Below are 19,779 nucleotides of genomic sequence, written 5' to 3' on the forward strand. Positions count from 1 at the left end.
GGTGGTCCGGGCTAGCGTCGCCCGCGTGAGCTTCGTACCCCTCGACGGTCCCGCGACCCTGCGCTCGGCCGAGCCGCCGCGCGAGGGGCGGGTGGTCTTCACCGGCCGTCGCACCGTGGAGCTGCCGATCGCGGGGGCGCTGCCGGTGCTGGCCCGGGCGCACCGCGACGAGGGCGGCGGGGGCGGGGGCGAGGTGCACCCGAGCGTCGCGCTGCTGGCGGGCGCGGCCCACCTCGCGCTGCGCCTGGTCGCCGAGGGGCGTCTCGAGCCGCACCCGACCCAGCCGTGGTGGCAGGCCGCGCCGCTGCGCGCGGCGGACCGCGACCGGGTCGAGCAGCTCGCCCGGGTGCGCGCCCACGACGGGATGGACGAGGCGACCGCCGAGGGGCTGGTGCTCCGGGTGCTGGACGCCGTCGTCGACTCGGTGCCGCGCCGGGCGCCCACCCGGCCGGTGCTGGTCGCCCCCGACGGGCGCGTGCCCCGCGGGGCGCCCGGCCGCGCCTTCCCCGAGACGCTCGAGGAGCGGCTCGCCCGGCTGCGGCGCAGTCGGGGCACCGACGACCGGCCCCAGCTGGTCCAGCTCTCCCTGCGGGTCGAGGCCGACGAGGACGACCTGTACGCCGGCGAGCTGCGGGTGGTCCCGCAGGTGCACGCCGAGGGCAACCCGGTGCACATGGCCGACGCCGCCGAGCTGTGGCTGGAGGCCGGCCCCGAGGCGGCCCACGGGTTCGGCGACCGCGCCCGGACCCACGCCGTGCTGGCTCTGCGGCAGGCGGCGACCGCCTGGCCGGTCCTGGACCGCCTCCTCGACCTGCGGGTGCCCGACCGGATCACGCTGTCGACCGACGAGGTCGTCGACCTCCTCGAGCACGGGCTCGCCGCGCTGCAGGAGGTCGGGGTCGACGTGCACTGGCCCCGCGAGCTGGGCCGCGACCTCACGGGCCGGGCCGTCCTCGACGCCGCGCCCCGCCGGCGACGCGGCGAGGCCGAGGGTCCAGTGGAGGGCGCGCTGCGCAGCGGCCTGCTGGGGGCCGACCACCTCTTCGCCTTCCGGTGGCAGCTGGCGCTGCACGGCGACCCGCTCACCGACGACGAGATGGCGTCGCTCGCGGCCGCCACCCGGCCCGTGATGCGGCTCCGGGACAGCTGGGTGGTCGTGCCGCCCGACGTCGCCCGCAAGGCCCGCCGCCGGCTGATCCGCACCGTGAAGCCGACCGAGGCGGTCGCCGCCGCGCTCACCGGCGTGACCGCGGTGGACGACGCCCCCGAGGTGGAGGTCGTCGTCGGGGCGTCGCTCCTGGCGGTGCGGGAGCGGCTGCGCGCGGCCGGCAGCCGCCCGCCCGTGCCGGTCCCGGCCGGGCTCGACGCCACGCTCCGCGACTACCAGCGCCAAGGGCTGACGTGGCTGGCCGAGCTGACCGACCTCGGCCTCGGCGCCTGCCTCGCCGACGACATGGGGCTGGGCAAGACGATCACGCTGATCGCGCTCCACCTGCACCGCGCAGAGCAGCGCGGGGCCACCGGCGGCGGGCCGACGCTCGTGGTCTGTCCGGCCTCCCTGCTGGGCAACTGGGAGGCGGAGATCAGGCGCTTCGCGCCGGGGGTGCCGGTGCGTCGCTTCCACGGCGGCGCACGGAGCCTGGCGCCCGACGCGGGCGGGGCGCTCGCGGGGTTCGTCCTCACCACCTACGGGACGATGCGCAACGACGTCGACAGCGAGACGGGGGTGCTGCGGTCGGTGCCGTGGGACCTGGTCGTCGCCGACGAGGCCCAGCACGTGAAGAACTCCCGCTCGTCGACCGCGCGGGCGCTGCGCCGGCTGGAGAGCGCCGCCCGGGTCGCGCTGACCGGCACCCCCGTCGAGAACGACCTCACCGAGCTCTGGTCGATCCTCGACTGGGCGGTTCCCGGGCTGCTGGGCAGCCGGCTCGCGTTCCGGCGGGTCTGGGCCTCGCCGATCGAGGCCGGCGTCGACCCGGCGGTCACGGCCCGGTTCGCCGAGCTGGTCAGCCCCTTCCTGCTGCGTCGGCGCAAGTCCGACCCCGGGATCGCGCCCGAGCTGCCGGCCAAGACCGAGACCGACCACCTGCTCGGGCTGACCCGGGAGCAGGCGGTGCTCTACGAGGGCTTCGTGCGCGAGCGGATGGAGCGGATCGAGCGGGCGGAGCCGCAGGCCCGCCGCGGGCTGGTGCTGGCGATGCTCACCGGCCTCAAGCAGATCTGCAACCACCCGGCGCACTTCTTGAGAGAGCACAGCCTGAGAGAGCACAGCCTGAAGGAGCAGAGCCTGAAGGAGCAGAGCCTGGGAGAGCAGGGACCGAGGAGGCCCGCCCGCCGCACTCTCTCGGGCCGCTCGGAGAAGGTCGACCTGCTCGACGAGATCCTCGGCACGGTGCTCGCCGAGGAAGGCGCCGTGCTGGTCTTCACCCAGTACGTCGCCATGGGCCGGCTGCTCGAGCAGCACCTCGCCCGCGCGGGCGTGCCCCACCAGTTCCTGCACGGCGGCACCCCGGTGGCCGAGCGGGAGGCGATGGTCCGGCGGTTCCAGGCCGGCCCCGACGACCCCGACCACGTGCCGGTCTTCCTGCTCTCGCTCAAGGCGGGCGGCACGGGCCTCAACCTCACCCGCGCCGACCACGTCGTCCACTTCGACCGCTGGTGGAACCCGGCGGTCGAGGAGCAGGCGACCGACCGCGCCTACCGGATCGGCCAGACCCGTCGCGTCCAGGTGCACCGCTTCGTCGTCCAGGGCACCGTGGAGGAGCGGATCGCGCTGCTGCTGGACCAGAAGCGCTCGCTGGCCGACGCCGTGCTCGCCCGCGGCGAGACGGCGCTGACCGAGCTGAGCGACCGCGAGCTGCGCGACCTCGTGGAGCTGAGGTGAGCCCGTGACGTCGCAGCCCGTGCGGGTGACCCACCCCCGGCTCCCGCCCCGACCGGCCGGCGGGCGCGGGGTGGCCTCGACCTGGTGGGGCAAGGCGTGGACCCGCAGCCTGGAGGAGGCGGCGTACGGCGTCGAGGAGCTGCGCGGCGGCGGCCGGCTGGCCCGGGCGGGTGCGGTGGGGGCGATCGCGGTCGAGGTCGGCTCCTACGTCGCGACGGTCGAGGAGAGGCACGCGGTCCACACGGTCACCGGGAGCGTCGAGCCGCTCGACGACGTCGGGGCCGAGCTCTTCGTCGAGGTGGTCGCCGGCGCCTCCGGCACGGTCGCGGCCCTGCTCGCCGGCGAGCTGCCGCTGGCCCTGGTCGAGGCGTGCGAGGAGGTGGGGGTCGAGCTCGTCCCGTACGCCGGGGAGCTGGGCTGGTCGTGCAGCTGCGACGCGTGGGTCGACCCCTGCGCCCACGGCCTGGCCGTGGCGGTCCAGGTGGGGTGGCTGGCGGCCGCCGACCCCCTGCTCCTGCTCCACCTGCGCGGGCTGCCGCGCGAGGAGCTGCTCGCCCGGGTGCACGCGGTCACCGCCCCGGCAGGCGACGCGGAGGGGGCAGGCGCCGAGGGCGTGGGTGCGGAGGTCGACGACGACCTCGAGACCGGCACGGACGCGGCGCTGCGCGCCGAGGCGATGCTCGCCGGGTGGACGAGGGACGACCGAGCTGGGGTTAGTGACCGCTAACCTGTGCGGGGTGACCCGCAGGGAGCAGATCCTCGAGACCGCCGCGACGCTCTTCGCCGCGCGCGGCTTCCACGGCGTCTCGGTGGCCGAGCTGGGGGCGGCCTGCGGGATCAGCGGGCCCGCCCTCTACAAGCACTTCCCGTCCAAGGACGCGATGCTCGCCGAGATGCTGGTCGCCATCAGCGAGGAGCTGCTCCGGGTGGGGCGGGCCAGGGTGGCCGAGGCCGGTTCCGCCGAGGAGGCGCTCCGGGCGCTGGTGGCCTGGCACACCGACTTCGCCCTCCGGCAGCGGCCGCTGATCGTGGTGCAGGACCGCGACTGGGAGTCGCTGCCCGCCGAGGCGCGCGAGCGGGTCCGCTCGCTCCAGCGGGCGTACGTCGACGTGTGGGCCGACCAGCTCTGCGCCCTGGAGGCCGGGGGAGCGGCCGAGGCAGGGGGAAGCGAGGCGGCCGGCAGCGCGCGCGACCGCGCGCGGGCGTCGGCGCACGCGGCGTTCGGGCTGATCAACTCCACGCCGCACAGCGCGGTCCTGCCCGACGACGAGATGCGCGACCTGCTCGGCCGGATGGCGCTCGGCGCGCTGGCCGCGGCGGTGGGGCCAGCGGCGCGGTCGCTCAGGCCGGCGTCTGGCCCGACCTGAACCCGCGACCCGCCGAGAGCCGCATCAGGAAGCGCCAGTAGGGCAGCACCAGGTCCTGGTAGCGCTCCTCGTCGACGCGGGTCCGGGCGAGCAGGCGCAGCGGCACCCGGATGGCCCGGTGGGCGAGCGGCATGAGGTGGCGCAGGGCCTCGATCTGCTCGTCGGTGGGGAGCTTCGCCGTGCTCGGGGCGCCGGCCCGCACCCCGACCAGGTAGAGGTCGAAGGTGGAGTCGTTGTACCAGGAGCGCCAGGAGGAGAACCAGGTGTCGAGGGGCAGCCGGTCGAGGTCGGCGCGGGTCAGGTTGCGGTAGTGGTCGAGGCCGGCGTCCTGGGTGCCGGGGGAGTCCCGGATGTCGCTGCGCCGGGTGCCGTGCTCGACCCGGCCGCGCGACGCGCACGAGACGGCGACGACGCCGCCGGGCCGCGTGAGCCGGACCATGTTGGCCAGGGTCTTCTCCCAGAACGGGTCGTGCTCGAAGCACTCCCCGGAGATCGCGAGGTCGTAGGCCGCGTCGGGGTCCGCCACCTCGTGGCCCAGCCCGACGCGGTCGACGTTGGGGCCCTCGACGAGGTCGACGCCGACGTACTCGCGCGCCTCGTCGAAGAGGCGACGCACGTCGCCGTTGACCGAGTAGGAACCGATCTCGAGGACACGGCCCCCGGCGACGAGGTCGGGGTTGGCCTGCGCGACGGCGGCGAAGAAGCCGCGCTGCTCCGGATGGCTCACGGGCCGCACGGTACCCCAGCAGGAGGCCTCGCACGGGAGAACCCGACCGCGGGCCCTCCGTCGCGGGGGCGGGCCGGAGGGCCTGTGCATGGCATCATCAGTGCCCATGCCGTCGGTGGGGAAGCAAGCCGTGTCCACGCGCGCCCAGTTGTGGCGCCTCACGCTGGTCTGCTGGGCCTGGTCCTTCGCGGCGATGCTGCTGTGGTCGGTGGCGACGCCGATGTGGGCCTCCCCCGACGCCCCCGCGCACGCGATGCGCGCCTACGCCGTGGGCCACGGCGACATCACGGGCGAGCCGGTGGAGGGGGTCTACATGACCAACACCCCGGTGCCGCTCGGCCTGCTCGAGTCGGCCGGCTCGGTCGGCTGCCTGGCCTTCATGCGCGACACCCCCGCGAACTGCGTGACGATGCCGGACCCGGAGAAGACCGAGGAGGTCGACTACTACAACCCGGCCGGCCGCTACATCCCCAGCTACTACCTGGCCGTCGGCGTCCCCTCGGCCTGGGCGCCGCTGAAGTACACCTGGTACGCCCAGAACTTCCTGGCCGCCGCCTACGCCTCGCTCTTCGTCGGGATGGCCGCCGCCGCCGCGCTGACCGCGCGGCGCCGCGGCGTGGCGCTGGCCGGCGTGCTGGTCGCCTGCTCCCCGATGGTGGTCTGGCTCGGTGGCCTCGCCAACCCCAACAGCCTCGAGATCGCGGCCGCCACGGCCATGGGCGCCTGCACGCTGGTCTTCCTCCGCGAACCGGACTCGTGGCTGGGCCGGGCGATGTTCGCCCGGGCCATGGTGGCCGCGGCGGTGATGGTGCTGGTGCGCCTGATCGCCCCGGTCTGGGTGGGGGTCTGGTTCCTGGTCTTCGCGATCCTCGCCGGCGGCGTGGTCTGGCGGGCGCTGCGGCAGCGCCGCAACCTCGCCTGGATGGGGGTGCCGGTGCTGGCGACCGCGGTCAGCGCGCTGTGGACCTTCACCTCCGGCGTGGACGACGTGGGCAAGGTCCCCGCCTTCGACTACTCGTGGGGCGAGCGCCTCGTGCTCTCCCGCCAGCGCAACGACCCCGACACGATCTACGAGATGGTCGGGTGGTTCGGCTGGCTGGACGCGCCGCTCGACATCCGGGTCCTCGAGCTCTACCTCTGGCCCGCGCTCGCCGTGGTCGTGCTGGCGGCGGCCTTCCTGCGCAGCCGCGAGGTGCTGGCGCTGATCTTCCTCGGCGTCTGCACCTACGTGGTGCCGATCGTGCTGCAGGCGGCGAACTGGAACACCGGCGGCCAGTGGTGGCAGGGCCGCTACACGCTGCCGCTCATGGTGCTGCTGCCGATCACGGCGCTCTGGCTGGCCGCGGAGAAGGTCGACCTCGCCGACCGGCTCTCCCCGGCGCGCAAGCTGCGCTGGATGCTCCCGCTCCTGCTGCTGCCGCTGGCGGTCGTGCACCTGGTGGCGTTCCAGACCCACCTGCGCCGCAACGTCAACGCCGGTCGCGGCGACTCGGCGTTCGACGGCCCCTGGGAGCCGCCGGTCAACGCCGAGACCTGGATGGTCGGCTACCTCGTGCTGGTGGTGGCGACGTGGGCGCTGGTGATCCTGCTGCTCATCCGCGACGCCGGAGGGCCGGCCGCGGCGGCGGCCGTGCCTGCCGCGGAGCCGGGTCGCGAGCCCGCTCACGAGCCCGGTGACGAGCCCGGTCGCGCGTCCGGCGACCCGCGCGGTGACGAACCCGACGCCGAGCCCGACGGCAGGGTGGTCGGGGCCGCGCCCGCCCAGCCCTAGGATCGGCGCCATGTCCGTTCCTGCTGACCCGCGCCGCGTCCTGGTGATCATGCCCGCCTGGAACGAGGAGAAGTCGGTCGGCGCCACGATCCGCGAGCTGCGCGAGGTGCACCCGAGCGTCGACGTGCTCGTGGTCGACGACGGCTCCGGCGACGCGACCACCCAGGCGGCGCTCGCCGAGGGGGCCAGGGTCTGCCAGCTGCCCTTCAACCTCGGGGTGGGCGGGGCGATGCGGACCGGCTACCGGTACGCCGTCCGGCACGGCTACGACGTCGCCGTCCAGGTGGACGCCGACGGCCAGCACGACCCGCGCTACCTCGGCCAACTGCTCGACGGGCTCGACGACGCCGACGTGGTGATCGGGGCGCGCTTCGCCGGCGAGGGCGACTACCGGGCGCGGGGTCCGCGGCGGTGGGCGATGGTGCTGCTCGCCTGGACGCTCTCCCGGCTCACCAAGGTGCAGCTCACCGACGTCACCAGCGGCTTCCGCGCCGCCAACCTGCGCGCCACGAAGGTCTTCGCCGAGCACTACCCGGCGGAGTACCTCGGCGACACGGTGGAGTCCCTGGTCATCGCGACCCGGATGGGCTGCCGCGTCAAGCAGGTCCCGGTCGGCATGCGGGTGCGCGCGGCCGGGCAGGCCAGCCAGACCCCGGTCAAGGCCGCGGTCTACCTCTTCCGGGCCGTGCTCGCCCTCTTCCTGTCCCTGGTCCGGCGCTGGCCGAGCGTCGAGGACACGACGGCCGAGGTGCCCGCATGAACACCACCCACCTGCTCGGGCTGGTCGGGGCGACCCTGACCCTGGTCACCCTCTTCGAGCTGCTCCGCCGCCGCCACCTGCGCGAGAAGTACGCCGTCATCTGGAGCGTGGTGGCCGTCGGCACGGTCGTGGTCGCGGTCTGGCCACAGGGGCTGGCGTGGCTGGCGGACCTGCTGGGCGTCGCGGTCCCGGCCAACCTGCTCTTCTTCCTGGCCTCGATGCTGCTGCTGGTGGTGAGCATCCAGTACAGCTACGAGCTGGGGCGCCTGGAGGACCGGACGCGGACGCTGGCCGAGGAGGTCGCGCTGCTGCGGCTGGAGCTGGCCGAGCACCGGGCCGACTCACCCGAGGTGGACCCCCTCACCCCCCGGCCCCGTCCGGGCGAGGACGTGCCGGGCGAGTAGCCGCACCGCCGCGGCGTCCCGGGCGGCGAGGGCGCCGGGCAGCAGCGTGGCGCCGTGCAGCCGCGAGGTGACGCGCCGCCGCGCCGCCCGGCGGGCCCGCGGCCAGCCGAGCTCCTCGGCGCGCCGGGCCGCCTCGGCGAAGAAGCGGCGGTCCTCCTCGAACCGGTCGCCGCCGGCCAGGAGCGCGGAGGACTCGCTGGCGGCGTGCCGCCGGTAGCGGAAGCAGACCTCGTCGGCGAGGACGAGGCTGCCGCCCTCCATGACGATCCGGAGGATCAGGTCGAGGTCCTGGATGGTCCGCAGGTCCTGCCGGAAGCCGTGCCGCCGGGCGGTGGCCCGGTCAAGGGCGAGGGCCGGGAAGTACAGCCAGTTGCCGGCCAGCAGGCTCGCGGCGAGTCGCTCCCCGGACAGCACCCGGGTCCCCGTGGCCGGGACCTCGGGGCGCAGCAGCCGCTGCTTCACCCGGTCGGCGAGCGGCAGCGACGGCTCGCCGTGCTCGTCGATCACCTCGACGCCGGGCTGGAGCAGGGCGGCGTCGGGGTGGGCGGCGCGCATCCGGAGCACGGTGGAGACGTAGGTCGGCAGCAGCTCGTCGTCCCCGCCGAGGAGGGTGACGAGGTCGCCGTCGGCGAGCTCGAGGCAGCGGTTGAAGTTGCCGCTCACCCCGAGGTTGGCCTCGTTGAGCACGTAGCGGACCCGGGGGTCGCCCAGCCCCTCCACCCACTCCCCGACCGAGGCGTGCGGGTAGCGGTCGTCGACGACCGTGAGCGTCCAGTCGGGGCTGTCCTGGGCCAGCACGCTGCGCACGGCGGCGCGCATGAGCGCCGGGTCGCCGTAGAAGGGCAGGAAGATCTGGAGCGTCACGCGGTGAAGGCTACTGCGCGTCCCGCGTCGCCCCTCCCGCTCGCGGTTAACAACCGTTAACCTGTCCCCATGAGCCTGCACGACCTGACCGCCGAGCTCCGCGAGCGCCTCGCCCTGGTCCGCCTCGGCGGGTCGGAGAGCGCCCGGCGCAAGCACACCGACCGCGGCAAGCTGCTGGTCCGCGACCGGGTCGACCGGCTGCTCGACCCCGGCAGCCCCTTCCTCGAGGTCGCGCCGCTCGCCGCCTGGGGGATGTACGGCAGGGACGCCGACGACCTCAACGCCGTCCCGTCGGCCAGCATCGTCACCGGCATCGGCCGGGTCGCGGGCCGCGAGTGCATGGTGGTCGCCAACGACGCGACCGTGAAGGGGGGCACCTACTACCCGATCACGGTCAAGAAGCACCTGCGCGCCCAGACCATCGCCGCGGAGAACAACCTGCCCTGCCTCTACCTGGTCGACTCCGGGGGTGCCTTCCTGCCCAGGCAGGACGAGGTCTTCCCCGACCGCGAGCACTTCGGCCGGATCTTCTACAACCAGGCCAACCTCTCGGCCCGCGGTCTCGCCCAGGTCTCCGCGGTGATGGGCTCGTGCACCGCCGGCGGCGCCTACGTCCCGGCGATGAGCGACGAGACCGTGATCGTCCGCGACCAGGGCACGATCTTCCTCGGCGGCCCGCCGCTGGTGAAGGCCGCGACCGGCGAGGTGGTCAGCGCCGAGGACCTCGGGGGCGGCGACGTGCACGCGCGGACCTCCGGCGTCGTCGACCACCTCGCCGAGGACGACGACCACGCGCTGCAGATCGTCCGCTCCATCGTCGACACCCTCCCGCCGGTCAGCGGCTACGAGGCCGTCGGTCGCGCGAGCTACGACCTGCGGGAGCCCGAGGAGCCGCTGGAGGACCCGCAGGGCCTGTACGACGTCGTGCCCAGCGACACCCGCCAGCCCTACGACGTGCGCGAGGTCATTCGCCGCGTCGTCGACGGCAGCCGCTTCCACGAGTTCAAGAAGCTCTACGGCCAGACCCTGGTGACCGGCTTCGCCCACATCTGGGGCCACCCCGTCGGCATCGTCGCCAACAACGGCATCCTCTTCAGCGAGTCCGCGCTCAAGGGCGCGCACTTCATCGAGCTGTGCAACAGCCGCGGCATCCCGATCGTCTTCCTGCAGAACATCACCGGCTTCATGGTCGGGCGCGAGTACGAGAACCGCGGCATCGCCCGCGACGGCGCCAAGCTCGTCACGGCGGTGGCGACCAGCGTCGTCCCGAAGTTCACCGTCGTCATCGGCGGCTCCTTCGGCGCCGGCAACTACGGCATGGCCGGCCGCGCCTACGACCCCCGCTTCCTGTGGATGTGGCCCAACGCCCGGATCTCGGTGATGGGCGGGGAGCAGGCCGCCTCGGTCCTCTCCACCGTCAAGCGCGACGGGCTGGAGGCCCGCGGCGAGGAGTGGTCCGCCGAGGAGGAGGAGGCCTTCAAGGCCCCGATCCGCGACCAGTACGAGACCCAGGGCTCGCCCTACTACTCCACCGCACGGCTGTGGGACGACGGGATCATCGACCCGGTCGACACCCGGCGCGTGCTCGGCATGGGCCTGGCGGTCGCCGCCCACGCCCCGACCCCGGCGCCCTCCTACGGCGTCTTCCGGATGTGAGCTGATGACCACCGTGAGCACTCGCGAGATCAACACCCTCCTCGTCGCCAACCGGGGCGAGATCGCCCTGCGCGTCTTCCGCACCTGCGCCGCGCTCGGCATCCGCACGGTGGCGGTCCACACCGCCGTCGACGCCGACGCGCCCCACGTGCGCGAGGCCGACGTCGCCGTGGAGGTCCCGGGCTACCTCGACGTCGACGCGGTGGTCGCGGCCGCCGTCGAGGTCGACGCCGACGCCGTCCACCCGGGCTACGGCTTCCTCTCCGAGCGCGCCGTCTTCGCCCGCGCGCTGGAGGCCGCCGGCATCACGCTCGTCGGCCCGTCCGCCGACGTGATGGACGCGATGGGGCGCAAGGACGCCGCCCGCGAGATCGCGGTCGCCGCCGGCGTGCCGGTGGTCCCGGCGTACGACCTCGACGCCGACCCGGCCACCTTCGCCTACCCGGTGCTGGTCAAGGCCGCGGCCGGTGGCGGCGGCAAGGGGATGCGCGTCGTCCGGAGCGCCGAGGAGTTCGCCGAGGCCCGCGCGGCGGCGGCGCGCGAGGGGCTCAGCTCCTTCGGCGACGACACGCTGCTGGTCGAGAAGTACGTCGAGTCGGGTCGCCACGTCGAGGTGCAGGTGGTGGCCGACGCCCACGGGACCGTGCGCCACCTCTTCGAGCGGGACTGCTCCACCCAGCGTCGCCACCAGAAGGTGCTGGAGGAGGCGCCCGCGCCGACCGTCTCCGCGCAGCAGCGCGCCGCGATCACCGCCTCGGCCGTCGCCCTGGCCGCCGAGGTCGGCTACACGAACGCGGGCACCGTCGAGTTCCTGCTCGACAACGCGACCGGCGAGTTCTACTTCCTCGAGATGAACACCCGGCTCCAGGTCGAGCACCCCGTCACCGAGGAGGTCGTCCGGGTCCGCGGGGAGAAGCCCGACCTGGTCGCCCTGCAGCTCGCGGTGGCCGCCGGCGAGCCGCTCGACTTCGCCCAGTCCGACGTCACCGTCGAGGGGCACGCCATCGAGGCGCGGGTCTACGCCGAGGACTCCTTCGCCGGCTTCCTGCCGCAGGCCGGTCGCGCCACCCACGTGGCGTGGGGCCAGTGGGTCGACCTGCCGGGGGCCGTCGTCCGCGTCGACCACGCGCTGGAGTCGGGGCAGGAGGTCTCCACCCACTTCGACCCGATGCTCGGCAAGGTCGTCGCCTGGGGCCCGGACCGCGAGTCCGCGCGCGCCGCGCTGCTCGAGGCGCTCGACGGGACCGTGATCCTGGGGCTGACCACCAACACCGGCTTCCTGCGCGCGCTGGTCGCGACCGACGAGTTCCGCGACGCCGGCATCGACACCGCGTGGCTCGACCGCCACCAGGTGCCCCAGCCGGACCCGGCCACCGCGCGCACCCTGGCCGCGGCGCTCACGCTGCGCGACGCCGGCGACAGCCCGTTCCACGGCGACGGCTGGCGGATCGGCGGCGAGCGCGCCCCGGTCCGGGTCCACCTCGACGAGTGGGTCGAGGTGCCGCGCGACGTGACCACCCGGAGCGTCGCCCGCACGCCCCTGCGCGGGCTGACGAAGGTGGTCCACGGGGACGAGCGGGCCCTCGGGGTCGCGCGCCGCCACGAGGTCGAGGTCGTGCACCGCGGCCAGCGGCACGTCTTCGCCTTCGCGGACCCGTTCGCGGACACCGCCGCCGCTGCCGGTGACGGCACCCTCACGGCGCCGATGCCCGGCACGGTCCTCGAGGTCAGGGTCGCGGTCGGTGACACCGTCGCGGCCGGCCAGGCGCTGGGCATGATGGAGGCCATGAAGATGGAGCTCGCCCTCAAGGCCCCCTTCGACGGCACCGTCACCGAGGTCGCGGCCGCCGCCGGCGCGCAGGTGGCGCTCGGCGCCCCGCTCTTCGTGGTCGAGGCCGACGCCGCGGGGGAGGGCCGATGAGCGAGACTCCCGCCGGACGTCATCAGGCTGGGTCGTCGGGGCGACCGCTGCCCATGACGTCCGCCGAGGAGGGGCTGCCGGCGGAGGTGACCGTCTACGAGGTGGGCGCCCGCGACGGGCTGCAGAACGAGCAGGTCGTCGTGCCGGTCGAGGTGAAGGCCGAGATGGTCACCCGGCTGCACGCCGCCGGCCTGCCGGCCGTCGAGGCGACCAGCTTCGTCCACCCGAAGTGGGTGCCCCAGCTCGCCGACGCCGCCGAGCTGATGGGGCTGCTGGTCGAGCGGCTGGGCGACGCCGCCCGCCGGATGCCGGTCCTGGTGCCCAACGAGCGGGGCCTCGACCGGGCCCTCGACCTGGGCCTGGAGCACGTCGCCGTCTTCGGCTCCGCCACCGAGACCTTCGCGCAGCGCAACCTCAACCGCTCCTACGACGAGCAGTTCGCGATGTTCGAGCCGACGGTACGCCGGGCGCGGGAGGCGGGGCTCACGGTCCGCGGCTACCTCTCGATGTGCTTCGGCGACCCGTGGGAGGGCGCGGTGCCGCTCGACCAGGTCGTGCGCGCCGGCGTACGCCTGCTCGAGATGGGGGCCGGCCAGCTCAGCCTCGGCGACACCATCGGGGTCGGCACCGCCGGCCACGTCAAGGCCCTGGTCGCCGCCTTCGCCGAGGCCGGGGTCGGGGTCGACCGGCTCGCGATGCACTTCCACGACACCTACGGGCAGGCGCTGGCCAACACGCACGCGGCCCTGCAGGCCGGGATCACCACCTTCGACGCCAGCGCCGGGGGCCTCGGCGGCTGCCCCTACGCCAGGTCGGCGACCGGCAACCTCGCCACCGAGGACCTGCTGTGGATGCTGCAGGGGCTGGGGGTCCGGACCGGGGTCGACCTCGACGCCGTCGTCGCCACCAGCGCCTGGATGGCCGGGCAGCTCGGCCGACCCAGCCCGTCCGCGGTGGTGCGGGCGCTCGCCGAGCCCGGCGGGCTGGCAGAATCCGGCGCATGAGCGCTCCGGTCGTCCACCTGCACATCGGTGCCCCGAAGACCGGGACCACCTACCTGCAGGACCGGCTGACCCGCAACGCCGCCACCCTCGCGCGGCACGGCGTCACCTTCCCGTCGAAGAACCGCTTCATCCCGGCCGACCTCTTCCAGTTCCGCGCGGCCCTCGACCTGCTCGAGCAGGAGTGGGGCGGCCGGCCCGGCCACATGGACGGCGCCTGGGAGCAGCTGGTCCGCAAGGTGCACCGGGCCAAGGGGCCGGTGATCGTGAGCCACGAGATCCTCGCCGCCGCCAAGAGCGACAAGATCGCCAAGGCGATGAACGACCTCGACGGCGTCGAGGTGCACGTCGTCTACTCGGCGCGCGACCTCGCCCGCCAGCTGCCCGCCGCCTGGCAGGAGACCATCAAGCAGGGCCGGCGGTGGACCTACCGCCGGTTCCTCACCAAGATGGAGCGCGGCGACATCTGGTTCGCCAAGGCCTTCGACCTGCCCCGGGTGCTCGAGAGGTGGGGCGCCCGGATCCCCCCCGAGCGGGTCCACCTCGTGACGGTCCCGCACGGCCGGGCCGGCGACGTGCTCTGGCACCGGTTCGCCGAGGCCTTCGGCATCGACCCCGCCTGGGCCCCGCTCGACAGCGAGCGGGCCAACCGCTCGCTCGGCGTCGCCGAGGTGCAGCTGCTCCGCAAGCTTAACAGGCGGCTGGGGCTCGACCTGCGCACCGAGCCGACGTACGACGTGCTGGTGCGGCAGATGCTCGCGCAGGGCGAGCTCGCCAACCGCGAGTCGCAGCCGGTGACGCTGCCGCCCGACCGCTACGACTGGGTGGAGGCGCAGGCCGACGAGTGGATCCGCTGGGTCGCCGAGAGCGGCATCCACGTGGTCGGCGACGTCGAGGACCTGCGCCCGCGCCGCCCCGACCCGACGGAGGAGTGGGTCAACCCCGACAAGGTCCGCGCCCGGCCGCAGCTCGCCGTCGCGATGGACGCGCTGACGGCGATGACCCACGAGGCGGCCGCCCGCGCCGACCAGCAGGGCGTCACCGACCTGGTCCGCACCCGCGCCCAGCAGCTCCTGGGCAAGTGAGCGCGCGCGCCTGGGGGTGGGTGCGCCACCTGCTCGACGGCGGCACCACCGCGTGGGGCGAGTGGCACGCCGAGGCCGACGCGGTCGGCCGCGTCGTCCCCGGCGCGCAGCAGCTCGAGCTGCTGCGTCGGCTCAACCAGTCGGCCCGGCCGGTCCCCGAGGGGCTCGCCCGCCGCGTCCTGGAGGCGAGCGCCCCCGGCCGCGGCCGCCCCGACCTCGAGCTCGAGGGGGCGGCCCACGACTCACGCTTCGGCGCCCGCCCGGTCGATCCGAGCCTGCTGCCGACCGAGGAGCTGCTGCGCGTCGCCACCCACCTGCTCGCCGAGGACCTCGTCGCACTCGGCCCGGTGGACCGACGCCCCGACGCCCTGCCCCGGCCGTGGCGCCGCCGCTACCGGCTGGTGGGCGACCCGCTGCTGGCCGACCCGGTCCGGCGCGACCTGGTCGCCCGCGGCCGCCCGCCGCGCCCGGGGGGCGAGGTCGTCGTGGTCGGCGCCGACCTCGGCCGGATGCTGGCCGACGCCTGGACCGCCCTCTGCTTCGACCACGGCGTCGGCAGCTGGGCCGCCTGGCAGGCGACCTGGCACCAGCGCGACCAGATCCCGCCGCGGGTCGACCTGCCGCGGGTGCTGACCACGTGGCAGGAGCGCCGGGGGGCCGACCACGTCCACCTGCTCGTCGAGGGCACACCCGGCTGGCAGCGGCTGCCGCGACTGGTCGGCGTACGCCGGCTCGAGGTGCCGCCGCGTCCCGGCGAGGAGGCCGCCGAGCTGGCCCGCCGGGTCGCCGCGGTCCTCGGTCTCATGGTCGACGCGCCCCGGCGCAGCGTCCTGCTGCGTGACGGGCTGCTGCCACGGCTGCCCGCCGAGGCCTTCGTCGCCGCCGCCCCGGGCGCTGCCGACCGCGTCCGGCTGCCCGCGGTCTCGGCCGAGCACGCCGACTGGGTGGCCCGACGGGCGCGCCGGATGTCCCGTCGGCTGACCGCCGCTGGCTACCCTGTCGACCTGGCGCCGGGCCCCGGGGGCGGCGCCGCGGGCGGGGTCGGCGGCGCCGACGACGGCCGGGAGGCGGCGCGCGACGACGCCGCCGACGGCGTACTCTCCCTGGCGGTGCGGATGCTCCTGGGCGGCTGGAAGGAACGAGCGTGACGGGCGTGGCAGGAGCGGACGGACGACCCGCGACGGAGACCGTCCCGCGCGGGGCGACCGCGACGGGGCGGCGCCGGGTGCTGGTCCACGTCGGCACCCCCAAGACCGGCACCTCCCACCTGCAGGACGTGCTCTTCCGCAACGCCGACGTGCTCCGCGAGCACGGCATCTCCTACCCCGCCGAGCGGTTCGACGCCCACTTCCTCGCCGCCCTCGACCTGATGAAGCTCACCTGGGGCGGGCTCGAGCTCGAGGCCGTCGGCGCGTGGGACCGGCTGGCCGAGCAGGTCCGCGCCTGGCCCGGCACCTCGATCGTCAGCCACGAGATCCTCGCCACCGCCTCCCGGATGCAGGTCGACCGGGCGCTCACCTCGCTCGCCGGCGAGGACGGCGCCGACGCCGAGGTCCACCTCGTCCTGTCGGTCCGCGACCTGGTCCGCCAGATCCCCGCGGAGTGGCAGGAGAACGTCAAGCACCGCAGCACCCTCACCTACGCGAAGTTCCTCGAGCAGGTCCGCGACCCCGGGCGGGACAGCCGGATCGGCTCGTGGTTCTGGGGCGTCCAGGAGCTGCCCGACATCATGAACCGGTGGGGCGCCACGCTGCCGCCCGAGCGGATCCACCTCGTCACCGTCCCCGCCCCCGGGGCGCCGCGCGACGAGCTGTGGAGCCGGTTCAGCCGCGCCTTCGGCCTCGACGGGATCGACCTCGACCTCACCCCCGAGCGGGCCAACCCCTCGCTGGGGGCGGCCGAGACCGCGCTCGTGCGGCGGATCAACCGGCAGGTGGTCCGGACGGTCGAGCCGGGCGACTACCGGCCCCTGGTCCGCGAGCTGCTGGCCCACCAGACCCTGTCGCGCCGGGCGGGGTCGCCGCGGCTGGCGCTGCCCCCGGAGCTGCACACGTGGGCCCGGGACCTCTCCGCCACCTGGGTGGAGGAGATCGAGCGCCGGGGCTACGACGTGGTCGGCGACCTCGCCGACCTGCTCGGCCCCGAGCAGCCGCTGCCGTGGGCCGACCCCGACGAGCCCGACGAGGCGCTGGTGGCGAGGGCCGCCGTCGACGCGATCTCCGCGCTGCTCGTGGAGGGGTCCCGGCTCCGCGCGGTCGAGGCCGACCTCGCCGCGCAGCTGCACGACACCCGTGCGGCGCTCGAGCGCTCCTACCTGCGCCCGACCTACCGGCTGCGCGAGAAGCTGGTGCGGGTCATGGAGGGCACCCGCGCCGGGCGCGGCGCGCTGATGGTCTACCGCCGCGCGCGGGGCAGGAGCTCCTTGTCGGCGTAGCGGCCCGCCCGCCAGGTCGAGTAGGCGTCGGTGCTCATCCCGACCAGCCCGCCGACCACCGGGATCCGCCGCCCGGCCACGGTCGCGAGCCGCTTGCCCGCCACCTTGGCCACGAGCACGTTGCCGACCTCGGCGGCGATCCGGGCGCCCAGCTCCTCGTCGAGCGCCGGCGCCGTCGCCAGCGCCATCGGGGTGCCGGGGAGCTTCTTGCGCTTGACCAGGTCGGACACGACGTCCTCGGTGAGCAGCACCGACAGGACGCCGTTGCGCACCCGAGGGTCGGCGAGGTCGTGGCCCCGCAGGTGGGCGATCCCGGCGATCATCCGGGACTGGATGAGGGCCAGCCCCGTGACGTTGGTCGGCAGCGCGACGGCGAGGGTGACGAGGCCGCCGAGGTTGGTCGCGAAGCCCTGCGCGCCGGCGAGCCGGACGTGGTTCTCGATCACCTCGTGGACCGCCCGCTCGACGTCGCCGCGCTGCTCGGCGAGCTGCTTGTCGGCCGCCTTCGCGGCCGGCGGCAGCGGCCCGACGCCGTCGACCGCCCGGCGGAAGGCCTCCAGCACCGCCCGGCTGGTGACGCCGGGGGCGAGGTCGCCCACCTTCGGTGCCAGCCGCTTGCCGATCTCCCCTGGGATGCCCATGCGACACAGCCTAGAGACCGCGGGGAAGGACGGCTCCGGCCTCGCCGCCGCGGTGTCGGCGGGAGCGGATACGTTGTCCGCGTGCCCCTGGAGCCCGCGCCCTCGCCCTGGGCCTTCGAGACGCTCGGGGCCCCGGGGCGGATGGACCCCCACGAGGACCTGGTCGCGATCGGCGCCGACCTCGCTCCCGGCACCCTGTTGGCCGCCTACCGGCACGGCCTCTTCCCGATGCCGTCCGGCGAGCCGGGGGACCCGCCGTACTGGTTCTGCCCCGTGCGCCGCGGGGTGCTGCCGCTGGACGCGATGAGGGTCTCCCGTTCGCTGCGCCGCTCGGCTCGCGACTTCGAGGTCCGGGTCGACACCGCCTTCGACGAGGTGGTCGAGGAGTGCGCCGACCCCACCCGCGCCGACGGCTGGATCGACGCCGACATCCGCGCGGCCTACGGCGACCTGCACCGGCTCGGCTGGGCCCACTCGGTCGAGGCGTGGCAGGACGGGCGGCTCGTGGGCGGGTTGTACGGCGTGGCGATCGGCGGGCTCTTCGCCGGCGAGTCGATGTTCCACCGGGTGCGTGACGCCTCCAAGGTCGCGCTGCTGGGGCTGGTCACCCTGATGCGCGACGAGCTGGCCCCGCTGCGCCTCCTCGACGTGCAGTGGAGCACCCCCCACCTGGCGTCGCTGGGGGTCGTCGAGCTGACCCGCAAGGAGTACGCCGCCCGCTTGCGGACCGCGCTGGCGCTCCCGCCGCCCGACGTCTTCGACGACTGAACGAGCCCCCCGACGAGGCCGCGTGCCACGTCGGGACGGTCCCGTCAGGCAGGCGCGCCGCGGCGAGACGCATCTCACATCGGGATCGGCGCTGCGCCGGGGGGCCCACATGGGGCACCCTGTCCACCATGCCCCGCACGCGCCTCGTCCGCCGCCTGTGCGCCGTGCTCCTGGTAACCGCGGCGGCGACGGCCTGCGGCGGCGAGGAGGAGACCGCCGGGCCGAGCGTCGAGGACCGCTACTGCGAGGCCTACCAGGAGTTCTTCGCCGAGCGCGCCGAGCACGACATGGAGACCACCGACGCCGAGGTCGTCGCCACCCTCAAGGAGTGGGGCACCGACCTCGTCGAGATCGGGGCTCCCGAGAGCATGCCCGAGGGGGCCCGGCGCGGCCATGCCACCTGGAGCCGGCTGATCAGCGAGGTCGACGACGACGCCGAGCAGGCCGACGTGGTGGCGCTGGAGGCCGAGCTGACCGAGCGGCAGATGGCCGAGGTGGAGGAGTTCTTCGCCTACAACGACGCCACCTGCCTGGGCTCCCGGCAGACCGGCGTGCCGCAGGAGTCGCCGACCCCGTGACGGCGGGCTCGGGGGCCGGCTACTTCAGCAGCCGGCTCATCCGCCGGTCGGCGAGCGGCTTCCCGCCGGTCTGGCAGGTCGCGCAGTACTGCAGGCTCGAGTCGGCGAAGCTGACCTCGCGGACGGTGTCGCCGCAGACGGGACAGGGCTGTCCGGCCCGGCCGTGGACGGCGAGGTGGGACTTCTTCTCGCCCTTGAGCTCGCTGGCGGCCAGCCCGTGGCTGCGGTCGACCGCGTCGCCGAGGGTGACCTTGACGGCGTCGTGGAGCACCGCGAGCTCGTCGTCGGTGAGGCTGCTGGCCGGCTTGAAGGGCGACATCCGGGCGGCGTGCAGGATCTCGTCGGAGTAGGCGTTGCCGATGCCGGCGATCGTCCCCTGGTGGCGGAGCACGCCCTTGAGCTGGGCGCGGCCGGCCTCGTCGAGGATGGCGCGCAGCACCTGGGGGGTGAACTCCTCGGCGAGCGGGTCGGGGCCGAGCCGGGCGATCCCCTCGACCTCGAGCGGGTCGCGGACCAGGTAGGCGGCCAGGCTCTTGCGGGTGCCGGCCTCGGTCACGTCGAGGCCGTTGAGGTGGCCCGCCTCGTCCTCGTCGAGCACGATCCGCATGGCCAGCGGGCTCTTCGAGCTGGGCCGGGCAGGCAGCGCGGGGACCTCCTCGCGCCACCGGATCCACCCGGCGCGAGCGAGGTGGAGCACCAGGTGGAGCCCGCCGGCCTGGACGTCGAGGAACTTGCCGTGCCGCCCGACCCGCTCCACCAGCGTGCCGTGCAGCGCCGACAGCGGCGGGTCGAAGGTCTTGAGCGCGTTGAAGGCCGCCAGGTCGATCCGGGTGATCGGCCGGTCGCGGAGTCGGCGGTCGAGGTCGTGGGCCAGCGCCTCCACCTCGGGCAGCTCGGGCATGGCGTCGAGCGTAGTGC

The 19,779-nt window shown here is 75.0% G+C and carries 18 protein-coding genes; 14 read left to right on the top strand and 4 right to left on the bottom strand.

What is annotated here, in order from left to right:
• Positions 1 to 25: 25 nt before the first annotated feature.
• From DNK53_RS03720 to DNK53_RS03730, 3 genes are read left to right on the top strand one after another with little or no spacing between them, the layout of a single operon-like run.
• Positions 26 to 2,884: a DEAD/DEAH box helicase gene (locus tag DNK53_RS03720; RefSeq protein WP_110180907.1), complete on the top strand. Its 2,859-nt coding sequence runs from the start codon at positions 26 to 28 to the stop codon at positions 2,882 to 2,884.
• Between the two features lie 4 nt (positions 2,885 to 2,888).
• Positions 2,889 to 3,611 (top strand): SWIM zinc finger family protein, encoded by a 723-nt coding sequence (locus DNK53_RS03725; RefSeq protein WP_110180908.1) that lies wholly within the window; start codon positions 2,889 to 2,891, stop codon positions 3,609 to 3,611.
• A 10-nt stretch (positions 3,612 to 3,621) separates the two neighbouring features.
• Positions 3,622 to 4,251, top strand: a complete 630-nt coding sequence (locus DNK53_RS03730) for a TetR/AcrR family transcriptional regulator (RefSeq protein ID WP_110180909.1) — start codon at positions 3,622 to 3,624, stop codon at positions 4,249 to 4,251.
• On the opposite strand, the gene DNK53_RS03735 is transcribed toward DNK53_RS03730, so the two are convergent.
• A complete protein-coding gene (locus DNK53_RS03735) occupies positions 4,226 to 4,978 on the bottom strand; it encodes a class I SAM-dependent methyltransferase (protein WP_162599756.1) in 753 nt (250 codons plus the stop codon). The genes DNK53_RS03730 and DNK53_RS03735 overlap by 26 nt on opposite strands.
• A 130-nt stretch (positions 4,979 to 5,108) precedes the next feature.
• Here DNK53_RS03735 and DNK53_RS03740 point away from each other — a divergent pair, with 130 nt between their 5' ends.
• Genes DNK53_RS03740 through DNK53_RS03750 form a run of 3 tightly spaced genes read left to right on the top strand, consistent with a single transcriptional unit; the run spans position 5,109 to position 7,913 of the window.
• On the top strand, positions 5,109 to 6,749 hold the full coding sequence (locus DNK53_RS03740) for a DUF2142 domain-containing protein (RefSeq protein ID WP_162599757.1): 1,641 nt from the start codon (positions 5,109 to 5,111) through the stop codon (positions 6,747 to 6,749).
• A 10-nt stretch (positions 6,750 to 6,759) separates the two neighbouring features.
• A complete protein-coding gene (locus DNK53_RS03745) occupies positions 6,760 to 7,509 on the top strand; it encodes a glycosyltransferase family 2 protein (protein WP_110180911.1) in 750 nt (249 codons plus the stop codon).
• Positions 7,506 to 7,913, top strand: coding sequence for a DUF2304 domain-containing protein (locus tag DNK53_RS03750; RefSeq protein ID WP_110180912.1), 408 nt, complete (start codon positions 7,506 to 7,508; stop codon positions 7,911 to 7,913). The genes DNK53_RS03745 and DNK53_RS03750 overlap by 4 nt, the downstream gene beginning before the upstream one ends.
• Here DNK53_RS03750 and DNK53_RS17350 read toward each other — a convergent pair.
• Positions 7,851 to 8,777, bottom strand: a complete 927-nt coding sequence (locus DNK53_RS17350; RefSeq protein ID WP_162599758.1) for a glycosyltransferase — start codon at positions 8,775 to 8,777, stop codon at positions 7,851 to 7,853. The genes DNK53_RS03750 and DNK53_RS17350 overlap by 63 nt on opposite strands.
• A 69-nt stretch (positions 8,778 to 8,846) precedes the next feature.
• Between DNK53_RS17350 and DNK53_RS17355 the strand changes: the two genes are divergently transcribed.
• From DNK53_RS17355 to DNK53_RS03780, 6 genes are read left to right on the top strand one after another with little or no spacing between them, the layout of a single operon-like run.
• Positions 8,847 to 10,433: a carboxyl transferase domain-containing protein gene (locus DNK53_RS17355; protein WP_162599759.1), complete on the top strand. Its 1,587-nt coding sequence runs from the start codon at positions 8,847 to 8,849 to the stop codon at positions 10,431 to 10,433.
• A 4-nt stretch (positions 10,434 to 10,437) separates the two neighbouring features.
• Positions 10,438 to 12,354 carry an acetyl/propionyl/methylcrotonyl-CoA carboxylase subunit alpha gene (locus tag DNK53_RS03760; RefSeq protein WP_110180913.1) on the top strand — a complete coding sequence of 639 codons (1,917 nt, stop codon included), beginning with the start codon at positions 10,438 to 10,440 and terminating at the stop codon, positions 12,352 to 12,354.
• A gap of 53 nt (positions 12,355 to 12,407) precedes the next feature.
• Positions 12,408 to 13,358, top strand: a complete 951-nt coding sequence (locus tag DNK53_RS03765; RefSeq protein ID WP_204163730.1) for a hydroxymethylglutaryl-CoA lyase — start codon at positions 12,408 to 12,410, stop codon at positions 13,356 to 13,358.
• Positions 13,355 to 14,440 carry a hypothetical protein gene (locus DNK53_RS03770; protein WP_110180915.1) on the top strand — a complete coding sequence of 362 codons (1,086 nt, stop codon included), beginning with the start codon at positions 13,355 to 13,357 and terminating at the stop codon, positions 14,438 to 14,440. The genes DNK53_RS03765 and DNK53_RS03770 overlap by 4 nt, the downstream gene beginning before the upstream one ends.
• Entirely contained in the window at positions 14,437 to 15,588 is a 1,152-nt protein-coding gene (locus tag DNK53_RS03775) for a hypothetical protein (protein WP_110180916.1), read from the top strand. Before DNK53_RS03770 ends, DNK53_RS03775 begins: the two co-directional genes overlap by 4 nt.
• Before the next feature lie 5 nt (positions 15,589 to 15,593).
• Positions 15,594 to 16,874 carry an alkaline phosphatase family protein gene (locus DNK53_RS03780; RefSeq protein ID WP_239456339.1) on the top strand — a complete coding sequence of 427 codons (1,281 nt, stop codon included), beginning with the start codon at positions 15,594 to 15,596 and terminating at the stop codon, positions 16,872 to 16,874.
• On the opposite strand, the gene DNK53_RS03785 is transcribed toward DNK53_RS03780, so the two are convergent.
• Positions 16,835 to 17,515: an EcsC family protein gene (locus DNK53_RS03785; protein WP_110180917.1), complete on the bottom strand. Its 681-nt coding sequence runs from the start codon at positions 17,513 to 17,515 to the stop codon at positions 16,835 to 16,837. The genes DNK53_RS03780 and DNK53_RS03785 overlap by 40 nt on opposite strands.
• Positions 17,516 to 17,596: 81 nt before the next feature.
• Here DNK53_RS03785 and aat point away from each other — a divergent pair, with 81 nt between their 5' ends.
• Together aat and DNK53_RS03795 are read left to right on the top strand one after the other, a co-directional pair.
• The gene (gene aat, locus DNK53_RS03790) at positions 17,597 to 18,283 is read left to right on the top strand and encodes a leucyl/phenylalanyl-tRNA--protein transferase (RefSeq protein WP_239456340.1); all 687 of its coding nucleotides are present in this window, start codon (positions 17,597 to 17,599) and stop codon (positions 18,281 to 18,283) included.
• A gap of 128 nt (positions 18,284 to 18,411) precedes the next feature.
• The gene (locus DNK53_RS03795) at positions 18,412 to 18,861 is read left to right on the top strand and encodes a hypothetical protein (protein ID WP_110180918.1); all 450 of its coding nucleotides are present in this window, start codon (positions 18,412 to 18,414) and stop codon (positions 18,859 to 18,861) included.
• Between the two features lie 19 nt (positions 18,862 to 18,880).
• On the opposite strand, the gene DNK53_RS03800 is transcribed toward DNK53_RS03795, so the two are convergent.
• Positions 18,881 to 19,762: an Fpg/Nei family DNA glycosylase gene (locus DNK53_RS03800; protein WP_110180919.1), complete on the bottom strand. Its 882-nt coding sequence runs from the start codon at positions 19,760 to 19,762 to the stop codon at positions 18,881 to 18,883.
• Positions 19,763 to 19,779: the final 17 nt, after the last annotated feature.

The sequence above is a fragment of the Nocardioides solisilvae genome, assembly GCF_003194625.1.
GTDB lineage: Bacteria > Actinomycetota > Actinomycetes > Propionibacteriales > Nocardioidaceae > Nocardioides > Nocardioides solisilvae.